The organism is Actinoplanes sp. NPDC023936 (assembly GCF_040639325.1).
Taxonomy (GTDB): Bacteria; Actinomycetota; Actinomycetes; order Mycobacteriales; family Micromonosporaceae; genus Actinoplanes.
On sequence record NZ_JBEZZR010000001.1, the window covers coordinates 116439 to 137498 of the forward strand.

Genomic DNA, 21060 nt, shown 5'->3' on the forward strand with positions numbered 1-21060 from the left:
GGAAATTTCTCCGATTTGATCGAGCCGAATGTTCAACCGCCACCGCACCCACTCCGTACTACAGCCTGGAAATGGCAGCGCCATTAATCAGCTGGAGGGCCAGTGGTACCGGAGAAGCGGAAGTTGATGGTTGTCGGTGCAGCACTCGCGGCGGTGGTCGCACTGCCCGGCTGCGCCCCGGCCGGATACGGCAACGCGGCTGCCGACTACGGCAACGCGGCTGAGCCGGCCTCCAACGAGGTCGCCGCGTCCCCGGGCGCGACCGCCGAGGCCGACCCGGAGTCGACCGCGGAGGCGGACCCCGAGTCCACCGCCGAGGCCGCTCCCGGCGGCGGCGAGGCGAACGCCCCGGAGATCAGCGAAGAGCTCGCCACGCAGCAGCTGACCGCCACCAAGGTGGCGAAGATGGGCGAGACGGTGCAGGACGAGGACGGCTTCGTGCTGTACCGGTTCGACAAGGACTCCGACGACCCGGCCAAGTCGAACTGCAACGGCGACTGCGCCGAGATCTGGCCGCCGGCGATCACCAACGACGGTGAGCCCGCGCTGGACGGCGTCGACGAGAAGCTGGTCGGCACGGTCACCCGCGCGGACGGCACCAAGCAGCTGACCCTCAAGGGCTGGCCGCTCTACCGCTACATCGGCGACAAGAAGCCGGGCCAGTGGAAGGGCCAGAACGTCAGCGGCACCTGGTTCGTCATCACCCCGGAAGGCACCAAGAACCTGACCTGCCTTCCCAAGATCTCCAAGCCGGTCGCGCCGCCCGCGGACGACGAGGCCGACGCCGACGCGGACGCCGAGGAGCCCGCGGACGCCGGCAGCGACTACAGCTACTGATCGCCGAGGTTGGAGGAGAAATGAAGGCCCGCCGCATCCCCCGATGGCTGGTCGGCACCGTGGCTCTCTCCCTGGCGTTCCTGCTCACGCCGGCCGGGGTGGCACACGCCGACGACGAGGTCCCGATCCCCCCGAACACCGGACTGACCGACAAGGGCGCCGGCGTGGTGACCGCCGCCGACCGGGACTTCGTCATCAAGGTCCGGCTCGCCGGCCTCTGGGAGGTCCCCGCCGGCAACATGGCTCAGGAGAAGTCGGAGAACCCGGCCGTCGTCAAGATCGGTGCGGAGATCGCCAAGCAGCACGTCGCGCTCGACAACCTGGACCGCGCGGTCGCCAAGAAGCTCGGCATCAGCCTGCCGAACCAGCCGAACGGCGACCAGCAGGCCTGGCTGAACGAGATGCGCACGGCGCCCACGCCGGCCCAGTTCGACCAGATCTTCATCGACCGGCTCCGGGCGGCCCACGGGAAGATCTTCCCCGCCATCGCCACGATCCGCGCCACCACGCGCAACGACTCGGTCCGCAAGCTGGCCCAGCAGACGAACCAGTTCGTGATGACGCACATGACCCTGCTGGAGAGCAGCGGCATCGTCGACTACGCGGCACTCCCCACCGCGCCGGCGCCGGCCGCCGCCGCGGGTCAGGGTCCGGTTCCGGTCGACAACCAGATGCTCGTCGCGGCCACCGAGGGCGGAAGCGTTCCGGGCCTCAGCAACACCGTCATCCTGCTCGTCCTCGCCGCCGCACTGGTGGTCGGGGTTATCACGACCATGCGCATCTTCCGGGCGCGCTAGGTCTCGAATCGCCCACGGCGACCAAGAAAGGTGTCACCCATGCGAAGGTCCAAGTACCGGCGCGCCAGTTCCCCGACGTGGTTCAGCGGTCGGCGCCGCATCATCGCCGTCGCGGCCACGCTGGTCGCGTTCGGCGGCATCGTGACCGTCACCCAGGTCTCGAACGCCAGCACCGACCGCACCACGAAGAGGGCACTGGCGGCCTGTGACGACCTGGCCGCCCCGAACCAGGTCGACCTCTCCACGGAGACCCGGCGGGGCACGTACACCACGAACAACGGCCGGGTCACGCAGCACGCCGACGACGGCGCCGGCGACGTGGCCACCGCTGCCGAGGTCCGGGCCCGGTGCCGCACGTGGGTGATGAACAACGTCGCCAACGAGGAGGGCGCCGTCGAGGCGACCACCCAGGCCCGCCGCCGCGGCAACGGCGGCGGAAACAACAACGGCGGCAACAACAACGGCGGGAACAACGGCGGCAACAACAACGGGGGGAACCCCAGCGCCGTGCCGTCGGAGGAGGCCAGCCAGCCGGCCGAGGAGGAGACCACCGCCCCGCCCGCCGGGGAGGAGTCCCAGCCGCCGGCCGAGGAGGAGACCACCGCTCCGCCGGCTGAGGAGACCCAGCCGCCGGCCGAGGAGGAGACCGAGCAGCCCGCGCCGCAGCCGACCCAGGGCCAGACCACTCCGCCGCCCGGCGCCGGTCTCGGCATCCTGACCAACAGCTGCGAGACCAGCGACCTGGAGGCGCACGACGGCTTCCAGAAGGGCAACCGGTGCGTCTCCACCGAGTTCGGTGAGGTCGGCGCGGCCGCCAACAACCCGACGCTGCTGATCACCCGGGCGCCCCGCCAGGTCAACGTGAACACCCCGTTCACCCTCCAGGTCAGCACCCGCAACCTGATCCGGGACCGCTTCCTCGCGGCCGGCCAGGGCGGTTACTACGTGGAGAGCAGCGTCCTGCAGGGCGGCCTGGTCCGCGGTCACTTCCACACCGCGTGCCGGATCCTGCAGAGCCAGAACCAGGCGCCCGCACCGGACCCGGTCCCGGCGTTCTTCGTCGCGACCGAGGACAGCCGCGGCGGCGCCACCCCGGACACGGTCTCCATCCAGGTGCCGGGCCTGCCCGAGGCGGGTACGTTCCAGTGCTCCTCGTGGGCCGGTGACGGCTCGCACCGTACGCCGATGATGGAGCGCGCCAACCAGACCCCCGCCTTCGACTCGGTGCGGATCCGCGTGCGCGGCTGACCGTACGACCACCAGACGCGGAGAACACCGCCGCACGGCGTCGCCGAACCGGACCTCGCGTCCGGGACCCCCCTTCGGCGCAGCCGGCCGTCCTTTCCCCTGCCGGACGGAAAACGCGACGGGCCGCCCGGCCACCACCGGGCGGCACTCCGCACTCCGGTGACCGGACCTTCTCGGGTGTCCGGATCACCGCCCGATGGCCCTGACCCCGGAGCAAGGTCAGGGCCATCGGCCTGCCCGTATCCAGGCCGGAGTGGCATAGTGGCCCGGTGACCGTGACCCGCCGGATGACGCCGCCCGAGCGTTACCACTTCGGCGCATCGGTGCGGCCGCTGCTGGTGCCGAAACACGATCCGTGCGGCGTTCTGCGGGACGGCGAGTTCTGGATGGCCGCGCGCACCCCGGACGGGCCGGCCACCCTGCATCTGGCCCGCGCCGCCGGCGAGCTGATCGCGACCGGCCACGGTCCGGGCGCGGGCTGGATCGTCGACCGCGCCGACGCGATCGCCGGGCTGCGTGACGACCTCACCGGCTTCGCCGAGCTGGCCGCCGCGAACCCGCTCGTCAACCGCCTGGCCAGGACGTTCGCCGGAGTGCGTCTGGCGGCCACCGGTCAGGTCTTCCCGAGGCTGCTGCGCGCGATCCTGGAGCAGAAGGTCACCGGCAAGGAGGCGCATCGGGCGTACCGCGCAATCTGCCGTCATTTCGGTGAGCCGGCGCCCGGCCCGGCAGATCTCGTGCTCCCACCTGATCCGGCCGCGATAGCGGCGACGCCCTACTGGACCTTCCACCCGTTCGGCGTGGAGCAGCGGCGCACACAGACCCTGCTGCGTGCCGCGACTGTCGCCGCCCGGCTCGACGAGTGCGCCGGCGCGGCCGAGGCGACCCGCCGGATGACAGCGCTGCCCGGCATCGGCCCGTGGACCGCCGCCGAGGTGGTGCGGTACGCGTTCGGTGACGCCGACGCGGTGAGCGTCGGCGACTTCCACATCCCGAACACGGTGGCCTGGGCGCTCGCCGGTGAGGCCCGCGGCACCGACGAGCGGATGCTCGAGTTGCTGGAGCCGTTCCGCGGGCACCGGGGCCGGGTCTGTGACCTTTTCTCCCTCGGCGGGATCGGCGCCCCGAAGTTCGGACCGCGGATGCCGATCAGGTCGTTCGCCCGTTTCTGACTGACTTCCTGTGCGACGTTCAGCGTGCTGAGGACATAGGCTGGCGTCCATGACAGTGTCGTCTAACGCCTACGAATATCTCGACAACGTCGGGCCCCGGGACAGCGAGGAGGCCCGTCTCGCGGCGGTACGCCGGTACCGCATGGTGGACCAGCCGGTCGAGGACGCCTACGACCGGATCGCCTTCGTGGCCGGCGCCATCTTCGAGACTCCGATCGCGACGGTCTCGCTTGTCGAGCAGGACCGGGTCTGGCTGGCCGCGTGCCAGGGCCTGCCCGGTGTCCGCGAGGTCGGCAAGGAGCCCGGCCTGTGCGCGTCGGTGATCGCCCAGGATGACGTCTACGTGATCAACAACGCGGCCGTCGACCCGCGCACGCTGGACCATCCGCTGGTCCGGGGCGAGCTGGGCCTGCGCTTCTACGCCGCCGCGCCGATCCGCACCCACGACGGGTACCGTCTCGGCACCGTCAACGTCATCGACAGCCGCCCACGGGACGCCGGCCAGCGCCAGCTCAAGGCGCTGGAGCACCTGGCGTCGATCGTCGCCGACGAACTGGAGTTGCGTCTCATGGTGATCCGCAGCGCGGCCGCCGAACAACGCATGCGCGACACCGTGAACTGATCTTCAAAGCTGGGTATTACACCGGCATGATCTGGAACTTCGCCCGCAAACTGATCCTGACCGCCATCCTTGTCCCCCTTGGCGCCGCCGGCGCCCGCAAGCTCAGCGACACCATCGAGCGGCGTCGCGGCGCCAGCCGGGGCACCCGTCTGCTGCGCCAGGGCGCCGACACGCTGCAGAACACGTTCGGCCGGAAGAAGCGCCGCCGTTTCAGCTTCCGCTGATTCTGGGTAACGGCGGCGACATGCGTACCCCCCGCAGAATCGCCGTCGTTGCCCACCAGCGGAAGAATCTCGGTGGCGGACTCGACGAACTGCGCCGGCGAATCACCGGCAAGGACGTCGAGGAACTGCTCTGGTTCGAAGTGCCGAAGAGCCGCAAAGCCCCCAAGAAGGTCCGTAAGGCGATCGACGCCGGAGTCGACCTGCTGATCGTCTGGGGCGGTGACGGCATGGTGCAGCGCTCCCTCGACGTGCTCGCCACGGAGAAGGGCGGCAGCAAGATCCCGGTGGCGATCATGCCGGCCGGCACGGGAAACCTGCTGGCCGGCAACCTCGGCATCCCGACCGATCTCGAACAGGCCGTCGACATCGCTTTCCACGGTGCGCGGCGCAGCCTCGACCTCGGCAGACTCGGTGGCGAGCACTTCGCGGTGATGGCCGGCGTCGGCTTCGACGGCGCAATGATCAAGGACGCCGACGGCGCGCTCAAGGACCGCCTCGGCAAGCTCGCCTATGTCTGGACCGGCATCCGCCACGTCAACGGCGAGGCCCCGCGAGCGAAGATCAAGGTGGACGGCGCCGACTGGTTCGACGACGAGGCCAGCTGCGTCCTGATCGGCAACGTCGGCACGATCACCGGCGGCATCCGGGCCTTTGACGACGCGGTGCCCGACGACGGCTGGCTGGACGTGGGCGTGGCCACCGCCCAGGGCGCCCTGCAGTGGGCGCGGGCGCTGGGCACGATGGCGGTGGGCCGCTCCGACAACTCGCCCTTCGTCCGGATGACCCGGGCGCAGCGCGTCGATGTGAAGCTGGAATCCGAGCTCGAATACGAACTCGACGGCGGCGCCCGCGCGAAGACCCGCAAGTTCACGGCCTCGGTCGTGCCCGCAGCGGTCCGGGTCTGCGTGCCTGCCGAAAGCACTGACGATTCAAGTGACCAATAGGCGACAGATAGGTTCGTATCCGTCCGTGCACGGGCGTTTCGTTCCTGTCGGTATTCGCCCCTGAATCCTCTGGATTGTTCCTGCGGACCGCGCCCAGACTGGCTGTCACTGCTTCGTCTGAGGAGGTCCACATGTCATACCCGAGCGTCGCCTCGCTCCTGCTGAGTGAGGGCCGTCCGTTGCCACCCGCCGCGCCCTACGTGGGCGCCGTGCTGACGGTGGGCGGCGTGCTGGCGGTCGCCTACCGTCTGGGGCGCACCCATGCGGCGTGGCACGAGGTCACCGCCGCCAAGCACGCGGTCCGCGCCAACCGCCGGGTGGCCTGGGCGCACACCATCCGATTAGCCGCCGGCGCCGCGATAGTCCTGATCGGCCTGCTGGCCGCCGGCTTCCACCTGGCCCGCTGACGCGCCCCGCGGGTCGTGCCGCCGCGGCCGGCCCGAAACCGGCACCCGCCGGGGCGGCACCCCGCCGGGGCGGTCAGCCGGTGGTCTCCACCCGGGCGATCAGCAGCTTCAGGCGGTTGATCTCCTCGGCCAGCGCGGTCGTGCCGGCCGGAGTGAGGGTGATCCACGTGCGGGCCCGGCGGCCCTCGTAGCCCTTCTCCACGTCGATCAGTCCGGCCGCCTCCAGCACGCTCAGATGCTTGGAGAGGTTTCCGGCGGTCAGGTCCAGCTGGGTGCGCAGGTAACCGAACTCGACGCGGCGTGCCTCGTGCGCGATGGTGAGGATGCCGAGCCGGACCCGCTGGTGCACCACGTCGTCCAGCCCGAGGACGGGGTGGTCGGCGTCCGGGCCGGGTGTGTCGGTCACGGCGCTCACCGCCGCCGGCCGGCGCGCGCGAAGCCGAACGCGCCCAGCAGCAGCACGATCCCGGCGATGAGCTGGGGCACCGCCATTCCCGCGCGGATGCCGAAGTGGGGCGGGCCGAAGCCGAAGTTCATCGGCAACACCAGCAGCACCAGCACCAGGTAACCGACGGTGAACAGCGCCAGCGCCCGGTTGCGTTCCAGCCAGGCCAGCACCAGCAGCGCCACCCCGACCATGCCCCACGGCATGACCAGCCGGTCCAGCACGAAATACCAGTACGGGAGGGGGCCGTCCGGATAGGGGTGACTCTGGAAGTACAGATGCACGGCCAGCCACGCGGCGGGGAACACGAGGGTCGTCACGGCGCCGGTGATCGCGTAGGGCAGCACCCGGGCGCCCAGTCCCCGCGCCCGGGCGGCCCGGAGGTAGCAGACGGTGATGGTCCCGTACGCCAGCACCATCGCGGGCGGCCAGTAGTACAGCATGCCCCGGCGGGCGAACGTGCAGCCGCCGTCGGGGCCGCAGTCGACCCGCATGCCGAACCAGTCGAACGGGATCGCGAGGAGCGTCATCACACCCAGCACGAGCAGCGCGGCCCAGGTCATCCGCTGGTCGACGCGCACCCGGTGGGCGAGGGCGCGCACATCGGCCAGCAGGCGGCGCGGGTCACCGTCGGCAGGTACCGCATCAGTTGTCATGCCAATAGGTTTCCATCGCCAACCAATCGGCGCCAGTGATTGAAAGAGGTTGGCACACTCGGGTGCCGCTTTTAGAGGCTTCTAGAGGCTTTTAGAGGCTTCTGGAGGCTTCTAGAGGACGAAAGCGTCGGTCCACAGCTGGCGGGAGCGTCCGGAGAGGGCCTCCATCAGGCCGACCGCCTGGCCGTCGGTGAGGCCCGCCACGAAGTCGATCACGGCGCGGCCGCGGGCGCGGGTGAGGCGTTCCGGGGTGCCGGTGGGCAGTTCGGCCTCGGCGAGTTCGACCAGGTCGCGAAGGCGGCGGGGGAGACGCTGCTCTTCGTCCGGGTCGGTGAGCCAGGCGAGGAGGGCTTCCACGAGCGAGGCGAGGAGGCGTGCCTGGCCGCGCTGGTGCAGGGCCAGATCGGGGCGTTCCAGGACGAAGCGGTTCTGCACGAACTTGAGGACCTGCACCTCGTGCCACTGCGCGCGGGACAGCTGGACGTGACCGCTCCGGATCGCGGGCTGGCCGATCAGCTCGATGGCGTCGACGAGGCGGCTGGTCCAGTTCGCGGAGAAGGCGGCGACCCTGGCCTCGGCCTCGATCGAGCCGTCGAACGGGCGGGCCAGCAAGCCGTCGACGAGCTCGGCGCGGACCAGTTCCACGGCGCCGGCGAAAGCGTCGTCGTCGGCGATCCAGCCGTCCTTGCGATGAAGCTGCCGGCGAAGGGACTCGATGGCGCCGCCTGCCCGGGTCAGATCAGTCTCGGCGCCCCAGCGCTGCCAGGCCATCAACTCGGTGGCGACCGCGCCCTGCTGCAGCACGCCGACCCGGTGGACGTCCTCCAGATCATGGATCGCGTACGCGATGTCGTCAGCCGTGTCCATGACGGAGGCCTCGACCGTCTGCTGCCAGTCGGCGACCCGCCCGGCGAACGGCGTCCGCGCCGCCCGCATGTCCGAGATCTCGGTGGAATACGCCCCGAACTTCAGCGACCCGCCGTCCGGATCGTCCGGGACCGCCGCGGCGCCCCGCGGCGCCGGATCCATGAAACGCGGATGCGGATCCGGGTGCTCCCGCCTCGTCCACGGATATTTCAGGATCGCCGCCCGGACGGCGTTCGTCAGGTTCAACCCGATCGTCGCCTGCCCCCGCACCTCGGTGCTGGTCACGATCCGATACGACTGAGCGTTGCCTTCGAACCCGTCCCGCAGGCGCAGCCGGTGCCGGGCCAGCTGATCGAGCACCCGCTCGCCCAGGTGCCCGAACGGCGGGTGCCCCAGGTCGTGGGCGAGCGCCGCCGCTTCCACGACGTCCGGGTCGCAGCCGCCCAACTTGTCGGTCAGATCGGGATCCGACGCACGGACCCGCTCCGCGATGGCCCGCCCCACCTGCGCCACCTTGAGGCTGTGGGTGAGCCGGTTGTGCACGAGCAGGCCCGCCCCGCCCGGACTGATCACCTGGGTGACGCCGGCCAGGCGGGCCAGGAACGGCGAACTGACGATCCGGTCCCGGTCCACCCGGAAAGGGCTCGACGCGAGGTCGCCGGGAGCGACGAGACTGTCGCCGAAAAGGCGCTGAGCACGGGGATCGTCCATCCGCAGCAGGTTACCGGGGCCTGCTAGCGCGACTGCAGCGCGTCCAGGGCAACGGCCATCGCCACGATCAGGCGGCGGTCCAGGTGCGGGTCGTGGATCGAGACCTCGAACCGGTCCCGGAGCCCCCACTTGCGCACCACCGAGAACGCCGGGCGGCCGGCGATGGTGAAGTCGAAGTGGTACGGCAGCCAGGACAGGTAGTCGATGAAGCGGCGGAGCACCGCCACCAGCATGCTGCGCTCCTGGCCGACCATCTCGCCGTATCCGGGCTGCTCCAGCACCCAGGTCGAGCGCAGCAGGGACGCCGCGAAGCTCTTCTTGAAGAGGCCGATCGGCTGGCCGTACGCGTCCGTCACGTCGTACGTCGCGCCCAGGTCGATCACCTGCCGCGCCTTGAAGCCGAGGAGGGGCTGCTGCTTGGTGTCGTCGGTGTAGAGGGTCACCTGCTCCTTGAACGCGAGCCGTTTCTGCTGGGCGAACGCCAGCACGCCGGCCTCCCGGCCGTCCGGGGAGACGGCGTGCACCTCGTACTGGTTGACCATGAAGCGGATCCGCTGCCGGATGATGAGCTGCTGCTGAGCCTGAAGGGTGTCGAGCGTCACGCGGCGAGTGTTTCATGCCGGACGCGGTGGCCGGGCAGGGCAGGGGGCGGTCAGACTGGTGGGCATGGCGAAGCGAGCGCGTACCCGTACCGTGTTGGCTCTGGCTGCTCTGGGCGCCGCGGCGGTGTGGGCCGCCCGTGACGTCCCCGCGCAGCTCGGAGCCCGGGCCAGCGGTGAGCGCCGCGCCCGGATCGAGGAGTCCCCGCAGTTCTCCGGCGGCAAGTTCCGGAACACCGTGCCGGCCACCATGATCACGGCCGCGTCGATGCCGAAGGTGGCCGCCGCGACGCTGACCGGCCGCGAGGCGCGCCACCCGCACCAGCCGATCCCGCTGGTCACGCCGGCGCCGGGGCAGGACGCGTCCGGGCTGCACGTGACGTGGTACGGCCACTCGTCGGCACTCGTCGAGATCGAGGGGCGGCGCATCCTGCTCGACCCGGTGTGGAGCGACCGCTGCTCCCCGTCCCGCCTCGGCGGGCCGCGCCGCCTCCACGAGCCGCCGCTGCCGCTGCGCGAGCTGCCCCCGCTGGACGCCGTGGTGATCTCCCACGACCACTACGACCACCTCGACATGACCACGATCCAGAACCTGGTCGACCTGCAGGCCGCGCCGTTCCTGGTGCCGCTCGGCGTCGGCGCCCACCTGGAGAAGTGGGGCGTCCCGGCCACCCGCATCATCGAGCTCGACTGGAACGAGAAAGCCAAGGTCAACGGGGTCGAGCTGGTGGCGACGCCGGCCCGGCACTTCTCCGGCCGTGGCTTCAGCCGGGACGAGACGCTCTGGGCCAGCTGGGTGATCAACGGTCCGACGCGCAAGGTGTTCTATTCCGGCGACACCGGCTATTTCCCCGGATTCGCCGACATCGGCGCCGAACACGGCCCGTTCGACGCCACACTGGTCCAGGTCGGCGCCTACGGTGACGCCTGGCCCGACATCCACATGCTCCCCGAGGACGGCGTCGCCATGCATGTCGACGTCCGCGGCGGCCTGATGATCCCGGTGCACTGGGCCACCTTCAACCTGGCCCTGCACGACTGGTCCGAGCCCGCCGACCGCACCTGGCGTGAGGCGAAGGCGCGCGGGGTCACCCTGGCCGTCCCCCGGCCCGGCGAGCGGGTCGACGTCGACAACCCCCCGCCCGTCGACGGCTGGTGGCAGCAAATCGCCTGAAAAGATCAACGTCACATTCCGTTCGCAGCGGGGTGGTGCGTGCGGACCGCAGCTCCCGCCGAGGTGCCCGGGGCGGCACGCCGGCCGCTGGCGCGTCCGAAACGCGCGCCACGCCCCGGGCGGCGTGCGTGAGTGGTCGCGCCCCTTTCCTGTCAGTCCCGCCCCGGACCGACCACAGACGCAGGCCGAACACGGAAGCCGCGCGCCGGCTCCGATGCCCGTCCGGCAGCGGGGTCGGGGCACACGATGCGGTGCAGGCACCGGGACGAGAGCACACCGGAGCTCGCGCCGCAGCGACAGCGGCACACCGAAGCTCGGGCCGCAGCGACAGCGGCACACCGAAGCCCTGCGTGTGCCCACGCCCCTGCCCTGGCATCGGTGAGGGCTCACGATGACGTTGTGTGTGCCCTCACCCGTCCTCGTCCGCGATGCCGCGCGCTGAAACGATGCCGCATGGCCCTCACGCGCGCCTGTGTTTCCGCGGCACAGTCCCGTTCCGCGGCGCGTGGGGAGTTCGGGTCGGTTTGGGAGGTCGACGGCCCGTCAGCGAGCGTGCCTGTCACTCGGAGTGCCGGCAACCGAGGTGACTGCCGCGCTGACCGGAAACCCGTGGACGCCCCAGGCCCCACAGAGTGACGCAAAGCAGCGGCGCTCCGCGGTGGCCGGTTACCGGCTGTGACATCGGGTGGGCTCGGGTCAGATCAGGAGGCCGCCGGTGGCTCGGAGGTTCTGGCCGGTCAGCCAGCCCGCGTCGGGGGTGGTGAGGAAGGCGACCACCGCCGCCACGTCGTCGGGGGTGCCGAGGCGGCCGAGGGCGGTGACCGCGGCGGTCTGCGGCAGCGCTTCGGGTGGGTTGGCGGCGCGCAGCATGTCGGTGTCGGTGGCGCCCGGGGAGACGGTGTTCACGGTGATGCCGCGGGGGCCCAGTTCGCGGGCGGCCACGGCGGTGAACTGTTCCAGCGCGGCCTTGCTGGCGCTGTAGAGGGCGGTTCCCGCCGCCGGGATCACGGTGTTCAGCGTGGAGATGTTGACGATCCGGCCAGGGGAGCGCAGCAGCGGGATCGCCGCCTGCATCGCGAAGAGCGGGAACTTCGTGTTGATCGTCATCATCCGGTCGAAGTCGGCGGGTGTCAGCTCGGTGATCGGGCGGGACTGGCTGACGGCGGCGTTGTTGACCAGGATGTCCAGGCCGTCCCGCACCGGGGCGAAGATGCCCGGCAGGGTGTCCAGGTCGGCCTGGTCGCAGCGGACCGGTTCGGCGCCGGTCTCGGCGGCGAGGGATTCGGCGTCGGCGGCGGCCACGTGGTAGGTGAAGACGACCCGGGCGCCGCTGCTCACGAGGCGCCTGACCGCGGCACGGCCGATGCCGCGTGATCCGCCGGTGACCAGCGCCGTCCTGCCGGTGAGGGATGTCATGACCCGACGGTACGGAGACGGTGGCCGCCCGGTCTTGAAGGAATGCGCGCGGGCAGGGCGGATCGGAGGATCCCGCGGAGTTCGGTAGGCGTGACCCCGCACCGCGCGCGTACCTCTCGGGTGAAGTGCGCCTGGTCCGCGTACCCGCCATCGGTGGCGACCCGGCACAGTTCCGTGCCTGCCGCAACCATCGTGATCGCGCGCTGGAAGCGCGCGATCCGGGCGACCGTGCCGGGGGTGAGCCCGATCGAGCGCTGGAAGACGGTCTCCAGCCGGCGCCGCCCGACGCCGGCCGCTGCCGCGACAGCGCCTACCCGCACGGCCGCAGCCCCCGCTCCCGCCGCAGCTCCCGCTCCCGCCGCAGCCCCCGCTCCCTCCGCAGCCCCCGCTCCCGCCGCAGCCGAGTCACCCGCCAACCGGCGCGGGTCGCCCTGTAACCGGTACCAGGCTTCCGCGGCCCATCTGTCCGACAAATCCGACATGCGCGAGGAGGAGACCCGTCGGCCCAACCATTCGTCCAGGACGGCGAAGCGGCCACCCCAGTCCGGCACCGAGGCCAGCCGCGCCGCCAGCGATTCCCCGCCGTCGCCTGATTCCCCGCCGTCGCCCAGCACGTCGACGAGCGGCACCGACCGCCCCGCGATCTCCCGCATCGGCACGCCGAGGACCGCTCGCACGCCGGCCGGGCTCAACCCCACCGTGACCCCGTGCCCCCAGCGCACCTGCCGGGAGACGACGGCCGCACCGAGCGCCCCGGTGACCACCCGCCCCGCGCCGGTGATGTCGATGATCAGCGCCGGGATGTTGATCGGCAGCACCCGGTGCCCGATCGGCGCGTCGCTGCGGAACCCGCCGTAGGAGAGCACGTGTCCGCGCAGGCCGGGGTGCGGCCGGCCGGTGACGGTGAAGCACGGCGTGCCGACCGCTTCGAGCGGCACCGAGTGGATCATCGCAGGCGCAGGGCGGCCGGCGCGTGGGCCGGAACGGCGGGGGAGCGGGGCGGCACCGGCGTCAGGCGGCGGTACTCGCCTCCGGGCGCCGGGCGCGGGTCCTCGTCCCCCTTGTTGGGCCAGAGCGACATCGCCCGCTCCGCCATGGCCGTGATGGTCAGCGACGGGTTGACCCCGAGGTTCGCCGGGACCGCCGAGCCGTCCACCACGTGCAGCCCGGGGTAGCCCCAGACCCGGTGGTACGCGTCGACGACCCCGGACGACGCCGACTCCCCGATCGTGGCGCCGCCGAGGATGTGCGCGGTGAGCGGGATGTTGAAGATGTCTCCCACGGTGCCGCCCGGATACCCGCCGATCCGGTCGGCGAGACGGCGCACCGCTTCGTGGCCGACCGGGATCCAGACCGGGTTCGGTTTGCCGTGCCCGAGCGAGGTGGTGAGACGCCCGCGACGGGTACGCCGTACGGTCAGCGAGTTGTCCACCGACTGCATGACGAGCGCGATGATGGTCCGCTCGCTCCACCGCCGCACCGACAGCGAATGGGCGAGTATCACCGGGTGCCGCAGCGCCTGCCCGAGGAACCGCAGCGGCCGTGGGATCCGCCCGCCGCCGTCCACGAGCAGGGTGGAGAGCAGGCCCATCGCGTTGCTGCCGGGGCCGTAGCGGACGGGTTCGATGTGGGTGTGTGGGTCGGGGTGGAACGACGACGTGATCGCGATGCCCCGGGAGAAGGGCTCCGCGGGCACGTCCTTGACGGCGGCGCCGAGCAGGGCCTCGGAATTGGTACGGGTCAGCTCGCCCAGCCGGTCCGACAGCTGAGGCAGCACCCCGGTGTCCTTCATGGCATGCAGCAGCCGCTGGGTGCCGAGCGCCCCGGCCGCGAGGATCACCTGATCGGCGGTGAAGGACCCGTTGGTGGTCTCCAGGCGCCAGCCCGGGCGTAGCGCTGTCACCTCGGTGTCCGGGTGCACCACGGCGCCGGCCCGCTCGGCCAGGTAGAGGTAGTTGACGTCGAGCCGGTTCTTCGCGCCGACCTTGCAGCCGATCATGCAGTTGCCGCACTCGACGCAGCCGGTGCGCTCGGGTCCGGCGCCTCCGAAGTACGGGTCGGGCACGGTCTTGCCGGGCTCACCGAAGTAGACGCCGACGGGTGTGCGCCGGAACGTGTGCCCGACGCCCATGTCGTCGGCCACCTGCTTGATCACCACATCGGACGGGGTGATGGTGGGCTGTTCGGTGACGCCGAGCATGCGCGACGCCTGGTCGTAGAAGACCGCCAGCTCGTCCGCCCAGTCGGTGATCCCGGCCCAGTGCGGATCGGCGAAGAACGGGGCCGGCGGCCGGTAGAGCGTGTTCGCGTAGACCAGCGAGCCGCCGCCGACACCCGCCGCGGAGAGCACCATGATGTCCTTGAGCAACGTGATCCGCTGCATGCCCCGCATGCCGAGGCGCGGGGCCCAGAGGAAGTTGCGCAGGTCCCAGGAGGTCTTGGGCAGTGTCTCGGGGGTGAATCGGCGGCCGGCCTCGAGCACACCGACCCGGTATCCCTTTTCCGCCAGGCGCAGGGCGCTGACGCTGCCGCCGAAGCCGCTGCCGACGACGACGATGTCGTAATGCGTCATCGCTTCACCTAAGCATTACCGGCGAGTAACCGGAAGGCCCGCAGCCGGGGAACTACCTCCGATAGATCGTTATCGAATGACCCACCTCGTCGACGGGGGTGCTCGACTCGATCAGGCGCTTGAGGCGGCCGGTGGCGAGGGCCACCCGGGAGTCGGAGACCACCAGCAGGCCGCGGACCTGTTGCTCGGGCACGTCGAAGGGGTCGCCGGCCACGATCCCGTAGTAGGACGGGACGCCGGCGCCCTTGTAGACGAGCCAGACCTTCTCGTCCGGGTACGCCGTCTTCAGCCGGGCACTGAGGCGGGGCAGGTCCTGGCCCCAGTCGACGTTCGCGTCATGCAGGTTGTTGTGGGTATTCGACGTCCCACCGAACGCAATATTGGAATAAGGGAGATAAGTCGGGAATGTCATGAGCGAGCCGGCCGCGACGGTCGCCACCAGCACCCCGGTCGTGAGGTGCGCCCATCGCGGCCGCAGCAGCGCCAGGGTCCCCGCCGCCACGGCGAGAAACATCGGCAGGAAGATCACGTACCGGGTGCCGAAGTTCCGGGCGCCGGTCATCGTGACCAGCAGCAGGACGGCCGACACCGGCAGCAGATAGAGAGCCGCCGCCCGCAGCCGCGGCAGCACCAGCATGGTGATCGCGCCGGCCGCCCAGAGCGCCAGCATCCCGAGCGGTGTCTTGATCAGCAGCGCCACCGGGGTGTAGTACCACCGCGACCCTCGATACGCCTCACCGAGCAGGAATCCGTTGAACTGCCGGTTCTCGAACGTGAACTGGAGAAGCATCCCGTCCCGGTAGGCCTGCGGGAACGGCAGCAGTTCCACCGCCAAGCCGGTGAGCCCGCCGGGATGCGCGAGGTTCGCCGGGGTGGTCCAGCGCAGCCGCGGATCGACGGCCAGATAGCAGAGCCAGACCACTGCGACCGCGATCACGCCCACCCCGAGCGCCGCGCCGCCGGCCAGCAGCAGCCGCCGGCGTCGCTCCGGGCGGTCCGCCTGCGCTTTCCACATCGAGACCCCGGCGAGCAGGACCAGCAGGGGTACGACGGGAAGCACGTTCATCCGGGTAGCGAGTGCCGCACCCAGAGCCGCACCCGCGAACGGGAGATACACCAGTGGCCGCCGGCGTGCCCGCCATGCCGTCCAGAACGCGACGAGCAGCAGACCGGCGGCCGGCACGTCCAGCGTGGCCAGCGAGCCGTGTGCGATCACGTCGGGGGAGAAGGCGTACAGGGCGAGGGCGAGCAGCCCGCCGAGTCCGCCGGCCAGGTCCCGGGCGAACGCCAGCACCACGAGTCCGAACAGCAGCGTCAGCAGGATGATCGGCAGCCGGGCCAGCAGCATCACCCGGAAGGGGTTGTTGCCGCTCTCGTAGAGCAGGTGCCGGCCGAGCCGGGTCTGGTCGCCCTGGTACGCCGGGTCCAGCTTCGCGTCGGCGAACGCCAGCCCGGCCGCCAGGAACAGCTTGCCGAGCGGCGGGTGCTCCGGGTTGTAGCGCAGGCTGTGCTGCTGGCGGTAGACCTCGGCGGTGGCGACGTAGACCGGCTCGTCGATCGTCGGCGACTGCTGCACCGCGGTGGTGACCATCGCGAACGCCATCTGCCCGAGCAGCGCGACGACGGCCAGCAGGTGGAGCAGGCGGCGGCGCGGCATCGCGCCAATCTAACCGCCCGCCTTCAGAGATCCACGGTTCGGGTGGCGACCAGGCCGCGGTTCGGGTCGCCGGTCATCGACGGGATCTCCAGCGGCCAGCCGCCGGCGAAGCAGGTGTCGGACGCCAGGCTCATCGTGGCGGAATGCCGGCCGTCGCCGGGCAGCACCAGCTGGGCCGCGTGCACGGCCCGGCTGTCCCGGTAGACCTCGAAGTGCATGTGCGGCCAGTGCCCGGCGGACTCGCCCGGGAAGGCGCTGGGAAAGGCCACCCAGCCGGACCTGTCGCTGGTCTGCTCGCCGCCGGACGCGCTGTCGCAGTGCCACAGGCTCACCCGGTAACCCGGCACGGGCCGTCCGGAGTTCGCGCTCATCAGGCGCAGCTTCACGGTGAGCGGCACGTTCTCCCGGTTCATGGCAGTCCCTTCGTCAGCGCACGTTCCCGTTCGCGCACGTTCCCGTTCGCGCACGTTCCCGTTCGCGCACGTTCCCGTTCGCGCACGTTCCCGTTCGCGCACGTTCCCGTTCGGCAGGGCGCGGAGGCGGCGGATCGCCGGCCGGGTGCAAAACGGGAGCACCCCCGGCTGACGACGCCGGGGGTGCTCCTGGAAGGCGGTGACTCAGACGGTGGTGGGCACGCCCGTCGGGGAGACGCCGGTGACGGGCATCTCGGCCGCGATCAGCTCGGTCTCGGCCGGTGCCTGCCGTGCCGCGAACGCGGCCTCCGCCGCCGCCAGCTTGGCCGGGTGCTGCTGGCAGGCGCGGAGCAGACGCAGGATCAGGAACAGCTCGAAGACGAGCAGGCCCGCGCCGGCCAGGATGGTCACCGGGATGACCAGGCCGAGCAGCGGACCGACGATGAAGACGAACATCTCGTACTCGATGCCGCTGAACAGGTGCGTGCGGATCCGGTTGCGGCGCAGGGTGTCGCCCACCCGGCGGCGCAGCGACGGCGTGCCGGCCGGTGCGGCGACAGATGCGGCGGTGGTCTCGGCGGCGGTGGTCTCGGCGGCGATGCCGGCGGTCACGGCGGCCGGGTCCACCGGCGGCTGGAGGGCTTCGATCTGCTCCCGCATGACCCGGCGGACCTTCGCCATCTGCTGGCCGTTCAGGTACCGGAAGAGGTCGAGGAAGACCGCGACCGACATCATCCAGAGGTAGGCGACGTTGTCCGTCTGCACGTACTGCCCGCCGAAGAGGGCGACCGCGCAGAAGAAGACCCGGACCCGGTCGAGCACGAAGTCGAGCCACTGGCCGAAGATCGTGCCGGTCCCGTTCAGCCGGGCGATCTTGCCGTCCATGCAGTCGACGACGAAGCTCAGGTGGAACATCAGGGCACCGGCGGCCAGCGCCCAGCGGTCGCCGATGGCGAAGAAGACCATCGCGCCCACGCCGATCACGGTCGCGAGCAGGGTCAGAACGTTAGGCGTGATCCATCGGTATGGCGCGACCAGACGCACCAACCGGGACGCCAGCGGGTCGACCAGAAGCACGGTCCACCACGCGTCAACCGGCTTGTAGGTCCGCTCCCGGATCTCCTGCAAGGTCACCTTCACGCGCGGCACTCTAGACCTTAATCCTATGCGAACACCAAATAAAACGCCGGTACCACAAGGGCCATCACCTGCAGTGACGCTGCTTTCGCCCTGCGGTAATCGCCGCCGTGCCGGCGACTTTCGTCTGCGGTCGCCGCCGACGAACGGAGGCGCCCGCGCCCACCCGGTGACCCGGATGAACCCTGTGCGTCGTCCGGCCCTCAGGCCGGTCCATCGACTTTACGCCCACCCGCCCCGGGAGGCCTCCTTTTCCCCCTCATCAACAACGGCGCGCCGGGTCCGCGTACGAAAGAGGCAGCGGAAGGCTGACGCCCGGAGTGAGACGCACGTCCCGTTCGGGCCGCCCGGCGCGGGGGTATTCGCAGATCCGCCAGAGGAAGCGGGGCCGGGAGGCACGGGGATGTTCGGGACGAAGCAGACGGTTGCGGACCAATTTGTCGAGGTGCTGGTCCAGGCCGGGGTCGAGCGGATCTACGGGATCGTGGGGGACAGCCTCAACTCGCTGAGCGACGCCATCCGGCGCAGCGGAGCGATCGAGTGGGTGCACATGCACAACGAGGAGGCGGCGGCGTTCGCGGCCTCGGCGGAAGCACAGCTCACCGGCCGGCTCGCGGTCTGCGCCGGCAGCTGCGGACCGGGCAACACGCACCTGATCCAGGGAGTCTTCGACGCGCACCGCTCCGGCGCCCCGGTGCTGGCGATCGCCTCGCACATCATCTCCACCGAGATCGGCACCGGCTTCTTCCAGGAGACCGACCCGAAGCAGCTGTTCGGGCAGGCCAGCCACTTCACCGAGCTGGTGTCGTCGCCGGAGCAGATGCCCCGGATGGCCCGGGTGGCGATCCAGGAGGCGATCGGCAAGCGCGGCGCCGCGGTGCTGGTGATGCCCGGTGACGTGCTCGCCGAGCACGCCGTGAACGAGACCGGCACGGCCCACCGCGCGGCCGGCCCGGTGATCGGCGCGCCGGCGCCCGAGGTGATCGAGGAGCTGGCCGAGCGGATCAACCAGGCCGAGACGGTGGCGATCTTCGGCGGCATCGGCGCGGCCGGGGCCCGCGACGACGTCCTCGCGCTCGCCGACGTGCTGTCCGCGCCGGTCGGGCACACCCTGCGGGGCAAGGAGTCGCTGCAGTACGACAACCCCTTCGACGTCGGCATGTCCGGCCTGCTGGGGTACGGCGCGTGTTACCAGGCGAGCCACGAGGCGGACCTGCTGCTCCTGCTCGGCACCGACTTCCCGTACCGTCAGTTCCTGCCCGGGAAGAACACCGTCCAGATCGACATCGACCCGTCCCGGCTGGGCCGGCGCACCCCGCTCGACCAGGGCGTGGCCGGTGACGTCGGCGCCACGATCCGCGCGTTGCTGCCGAAGCTGAACCGCAAGAAGCGGGACTTCCTGGACCGGATGCTGGCGAAACACAGCGAGGAGCTGGAGCGGGTGGTCGGCGCGTACACCCACGACGTCGAGCACCTCACGCCGATCCATCCGGAATATGTCGCCTCGGTGCTCGACGAGGAGGCCGCCTCCGACGCGATCTTCACGGCCGACACCGGCATGTGCTGCAGCTGGATCGCCCGCTACATCACCCCGAACGGGCGCCGCCGGCTGCTCGGCTCCTGGGTGCACGGCACCATGGCGAACGCGCTGCCGCAGGCGCTCGGCGCCCAGAAGGTCTTCCCGGAGCGGCAGGTCGTCTCGATGTCCGGCGACGGCGGGCTGGCGATGCTCCTCGGCGAGCTGCTCACCGCGAAACTGCACAACCTCCCGGTCAAGGTGGTGGTCTTCAACAACTCCAGCCTGGGCATGGTCCGCCTGGAGATGCTCGTGGCCGGCGATCCGCCGTTCGAGACCGACCACGACGCGGTCGATTTCGCGGCCATCGCCCGGGGTGCGGGCATTCTGGGGGTACGGGTGGAGAAGCCGGCCGAACTACGCCGCGCGATGCGGGAATTCCTGGATCACGACGGGCCGGCCGTGCTCGACGTGGTGACCGACCCGAACGCGCTGGAGCTGCCGCCGCACGTCACCAAGGAGGAGGCGGCCGGCTTCGCGCTCGCGGTCGGCCGGACCGTGCTGGGCGGTGGGGTGGGCCAGATGCTGAAGCTGGCCCGGACCAACCTGCGGAACATCCCTCGCTAATTCCTCCGCAGCTCCGCGCCGACCTCGTGCAGGTGGCGCAGCGCCTGCGCGTAGGAATCGGTGAGGCTCGTGATCTCGTACGGCACGCCGATCTCCGCGCAGTACCGCTGCACCACCGGCTGGGCCTTGCGCAGGTTGGGCGTCGGCATGGCCGGGAACAGGTGGTGCTCGATCTGGTAGTTGAGCCCGCCGAGCGCCGTGTCGACCAGCCACCCGCCACGGACGTTGCGGGAGGTCAGCACCTGCTTGCGGAAGTAGTCCTCGGTGCCGTCCGGGTGCGGCATGCCCTTGTGGTTCGGGGCGAACGTCATGCCCAGGTAGACGCCGAAGACCGCCTGGTGCACCACCAGGAACGCGAGGGCCTGCAGCGGGCTGAGCACCAGCGCCAGGGCCGCGAGATAGGCGGCGAAGTGAACGGCCAGCAGCGTGCCCTCCAGAACCGGCCGCTTGACCGTGCCGTTGACGAGCGCGCGGACACTGTCCTTCTTCAGTGACAGGCCGAGCAGGGTGAGCAGCGGGAAGAACAGGTACGCCTGGTACTTCGCGACGAAGCCCTGCGCGTTCTCGGCGTTCCAGACCAGCACGCCCGGCCCGACGTCCGGATCGAGGTCGTCGTGGTTCGGGTTGGCGTGGTGCTTGGTGTGCTTGTCCATCCAGTAGCCGTAGGACATGCCGATGGCCAGGTTGCCGGCGATCAGGCCGGCCCGGGCGCTGGGCTTGTTGGTGCGGAACACCTGCCGGTGCGCGAGGTCGTGCGCCACCAGTGCGGTCTGCGCGAAGACCACGGCCAGGAGGACGGCCACGGCGAGCGTCCACCAGGACGCGCCGACCAGGAAGAACGCGGCCCAGCCGCCGGCCAGGGCGAGGGACACGCCGGTGAGGCGCACGGCGTAATAGGCCGGTCGGCGCCGGAGCAGCCCGGCCGCGTTGATCCGGCGGCTCAGCTCCGCGAAGTCGCTGCCGGTTGCTCGTGTCTCGGCTGTCGTCGTCATGGATCTCAGCGTCCCTCCCGCGCGCGG

Annotated in this window: 21 protein-coding genes; 10 read left to right on the plus strand and 11 right to left on the minus strand. The window is 70.9% G+C overall.

Going from position 1 to position 21060, the window contains the following annotated elements; genetic code table 11:
* Positions 1-126: 126 nt before the first annotated feature.
* From AB0F72_RS00560 to AB0F72_RS00595, 8 genes are all read left to right on the plus strand, one after another.
* The gene (locus AB0F72_RS00560; protein WP_360422826.1) at positions 127-837 is read left to right on the plus strand and encodes a hypothetical protein; all 711 of its coding nucleotides are present in this window, start codon (positions 127-129) and stop codon (positions 835-837) included.
* Positions 838-857: 20 nt separating this feature from the next.
* The gene (locus AB0F72_RS00565) at positions 858-1634 is read left to right on the plus strand and encodes a DUF4142 domain-containing protein (RefSeq protein WP_360422829.1); all 777 of its coding nucleotides are present in this window, start codon (positions 858-860) and stop codon (positions 1632-1634) included.
* Positions 1635-1673: 39 nt separating this feature from the next.
* Positions 1674-2882: a Pecanex-like protein 1 gene (locus AB0F72_RS00570; protein WP_360422832.1), complete on the plus strand. Its 1209-nt coding sequence runs from the start codon at positions 1674-1676 to the stop codon at positions 2880-2882.
* A 287-nt stretch (positions 2883-3169) separates the two neighbouring features.
* Complete coding sequence (locus tag AB0F72_RS00575; RefSeq protein ID WP_360423791.1) at positions 3170-4054, plus strand: DNA-3-methyladenine glycosylase 2 family protein; 885 nt, start codon at positions 3170-3172, stop codon at positions 4052-4054.
* A 49-nt stretch (positions 4055-4103) separates the two neighbouring features.
* The gene (locus AB0F72_RS00580) at positions 4104-4676 is read left to right on the plus strand and encodes a GAF domain-containing protein (protein WP_360422835.1); all 573 of its coding nucleotides are present in this window, start codon (positions 4104-4106) and stop codon (positions 4674-4676) included.
* Positions 4677-4702: 26 nt separating this feature from the next.
* Positions 4703-4900: a hypothetical protein gene (locus tag AB0F72_RS00585; protein ID WP_360422838.1), complete on the plus strand. Its 198-nt coding sequence runs from the start codon at positions 4703-4705 to the stop codon at positions 4898-4900.
* A gap of 20 nt (positions 4901-4920) precedes the next feature.
* Positions 4921-5844 carry a YegS/Rv2252/BmrU family lipid kinase gene (locus tag AB0F72_RS00590; protein WP_360422841.1) on the plus strand — a complete coding sequence of 308 codons (924 nt, stop codon included), beginning with the start codon at positions 4921-4923 and terminating at the stop codon, positions 5842-5844.
* 131 nt (positions 5845-5975) lie between these two features.
* A complete protein-coding gene (locus AB0F72_RS00595; RefSeq protein ID WP_360422844.1) occupies positions 5976-6251 on the plus strand; it encodes a hypothetical protein in 276 nt (91 codons plus the stop codon).
* Positions 6252-6324: 73 nt separating this feature from the next.
* Here the strand turns inward: AB0F72_RS00595 and AB0F72_RS00600 are convergent, their stop codons facing one another.
* The 4 genes from AB0F72_RS00600 to AB0F72_RS00615 form a co-directional block, all read right to left on the minus strand.
* Positions 6325-6666 (minus strand): transcriptional regulator, encoded by a 342-nt coding sequence (locus AB0F72_RS00600; RefSeq protein ID WP_360422847.1) that lies wholly within the window; start codon positions 6664-6666, stop codon positions 6325-6327.
* Positions 6663-7352: a hypothetical protein gene (locus AB0F72_RS00605; protein WP_360422850.1), complete on the minus strand. Its 690-nt coding sequence runs from the start codon at positions 7350-7352 to the stop codon at positions 6663-6665. The genes AB0F72_RS00600 and AB0F72_RS00605 overlap by 4 nt, the downstream gene beginning before the upstream one ends.
* Positions 7353-7463: 111 nt before the next feature.
* Positions 7464-8930, minus strand: coding sequence for a dGTP triphosphohydrolase (gene dgt / locus AB0F72_RS00610; RefSeq protein ID WP_360422853.1), 1467 nt, complete (start codon positions 8928-8930; stop codon positions 7464-7466).
* A 23-nt stretch (positions 8931-8953) separates the two neighbouring features.
* Complete coding sequence (locus AB0F72_RS00615; protein WP_360422856.1) at positions 8954-9532, minus strand: hypothetical protein; 579 nt, start codon at positions 9530-9532, stop codon at positions 8954-8956.
* 64 nt (positions 9533-9596) lie between these two features.
* Here AB0F72_RS00615 and AB0F72_RS00620 point away from each other — a divergent pair, with 64 nt between their 5' ends.
* Positions 9597-10703, plus strand: a complete 1107-nt coding sequence (locus AB0F72_RS00620; protein WP_360422859.1) for an MBL fold metallo-hydrolase — start codon at positions 9597-9599, stop codon at positions 10701-10703.
* A gap of 696 nt (positions 10704-11399) precedes the next feature.
* Here the strand turns inward: AB0F72_RS00620 and AB0F72_RS00625 are convergent.
* The 6 genes from AB0F72_RS00625 to AB0F72_RS00650 all read right to left on the minus strand — a co-directional run bounded on the left by AB0F72_RS00625 (position 11400) and on the right by AB0F72_RS00650 (position 17901).
* Positions 11400-12119 (minus strand): SDR family oxidoreductase, encoded by a 720-nt coding sequence (locus tag AB0F72_RS00625; RefSeq protein ID WP_360422862.1) that lies wholly within the window; start codon positions 12117-12119, stop codon positions 11400-11402.
* Positions 12116-13057, minus strand: a complete 942-nt coding sequence (locus AB0F72_RS00630) for a helix-turn-helix domain-containing protein (RefSeq protein WP_360422865.1) — start codon at positions 13055-13057, stop codon at positions 12116-12118. Before AB0F72_RS00630 ends, AB0F72_RS00625 begins: the two co-directional genes overlap by 4 nt.
* An 8-nt stretch (positions 13058-13065) precedes the next feature.
* On the minus strand, positions 13066-14691 hold the full coding sequence (locus tag AB0F72_RS00635) for a GMC family oxidoreductase (protein WP_360422868.1): 1626 nt from the start codon (positions 14689-14691) through the stop codon (positions 13066-13068).
* A gap of 52 nt (positions 14692-14743) precedes the next feature.
* Positions 14744-16348: a phospholipid carrier-dependent glycosyltransferase gene (locus tag AB0F72_RS00640; RefSeq protein WP_360422870.1), complete on the minus strand. Its 1605-nt coding sequence runs from the start codon at positions 16346-16348 to the stop codon at positions 14744-14746.
* Between the two features lie 23 nt (positions 16349-16371).
* The gene (locus tag AB0F72_RS00645; protein WP_360422873.1) at positions 16372-16761 is read right to left on the minus strand and encodes a hypothetical protein; all 390 of its coding nucleotides are present in this window, start codon (positions 16759-16761) and stop codon (positions 16372-16374) included.
* 204 nt (positions 16762-16965) lie between these two features.
* Complete coding sequence (locus AB0F72_RS00650; protein ID WP_360422876.1) at positions 16966-17901, minus strand: CDP-alcohol phosphatidyltransferase family protein; 936 nt, start codon at positions 17899-17901, stop codon at positions 16966-16968.
* A 400-nt stretch (positions 17902-18301) separates the two neighbouring features.
* Between AB0F72_RS00650 and AB0F72_RS00655 the strand changes: the two genes are divergently transcribed.
* Positions 18302-20041, plus strand: a complete 1740-nt coding sequence (locus AB0F72_RS00655) for a pyruvate dehydrogenase (protein WP_360422879.1) — start codon at positions 18302-18304, stop codon at positions 20039-20041.
* On the opposite strand, the gene AB0F72_RS00660 is transcribed toward AB0F72_RS00655, so the two are convergent.
* Positions 20038-21033, minus strand: coding sequence for an acyl-CoA desaturase (locus AB0F72_RS00660; RefSeq protein WP_360422882.1), 996 nt, complete (start codon positions 21031-21033; stop codon positions 20038-20040). The genes AB0F72_RS00655 and AB0F72_RS00660 overlap by 4 nt on opposite strands.
* Positions 21034-21060: the final 27 nt, after the last annotated feature.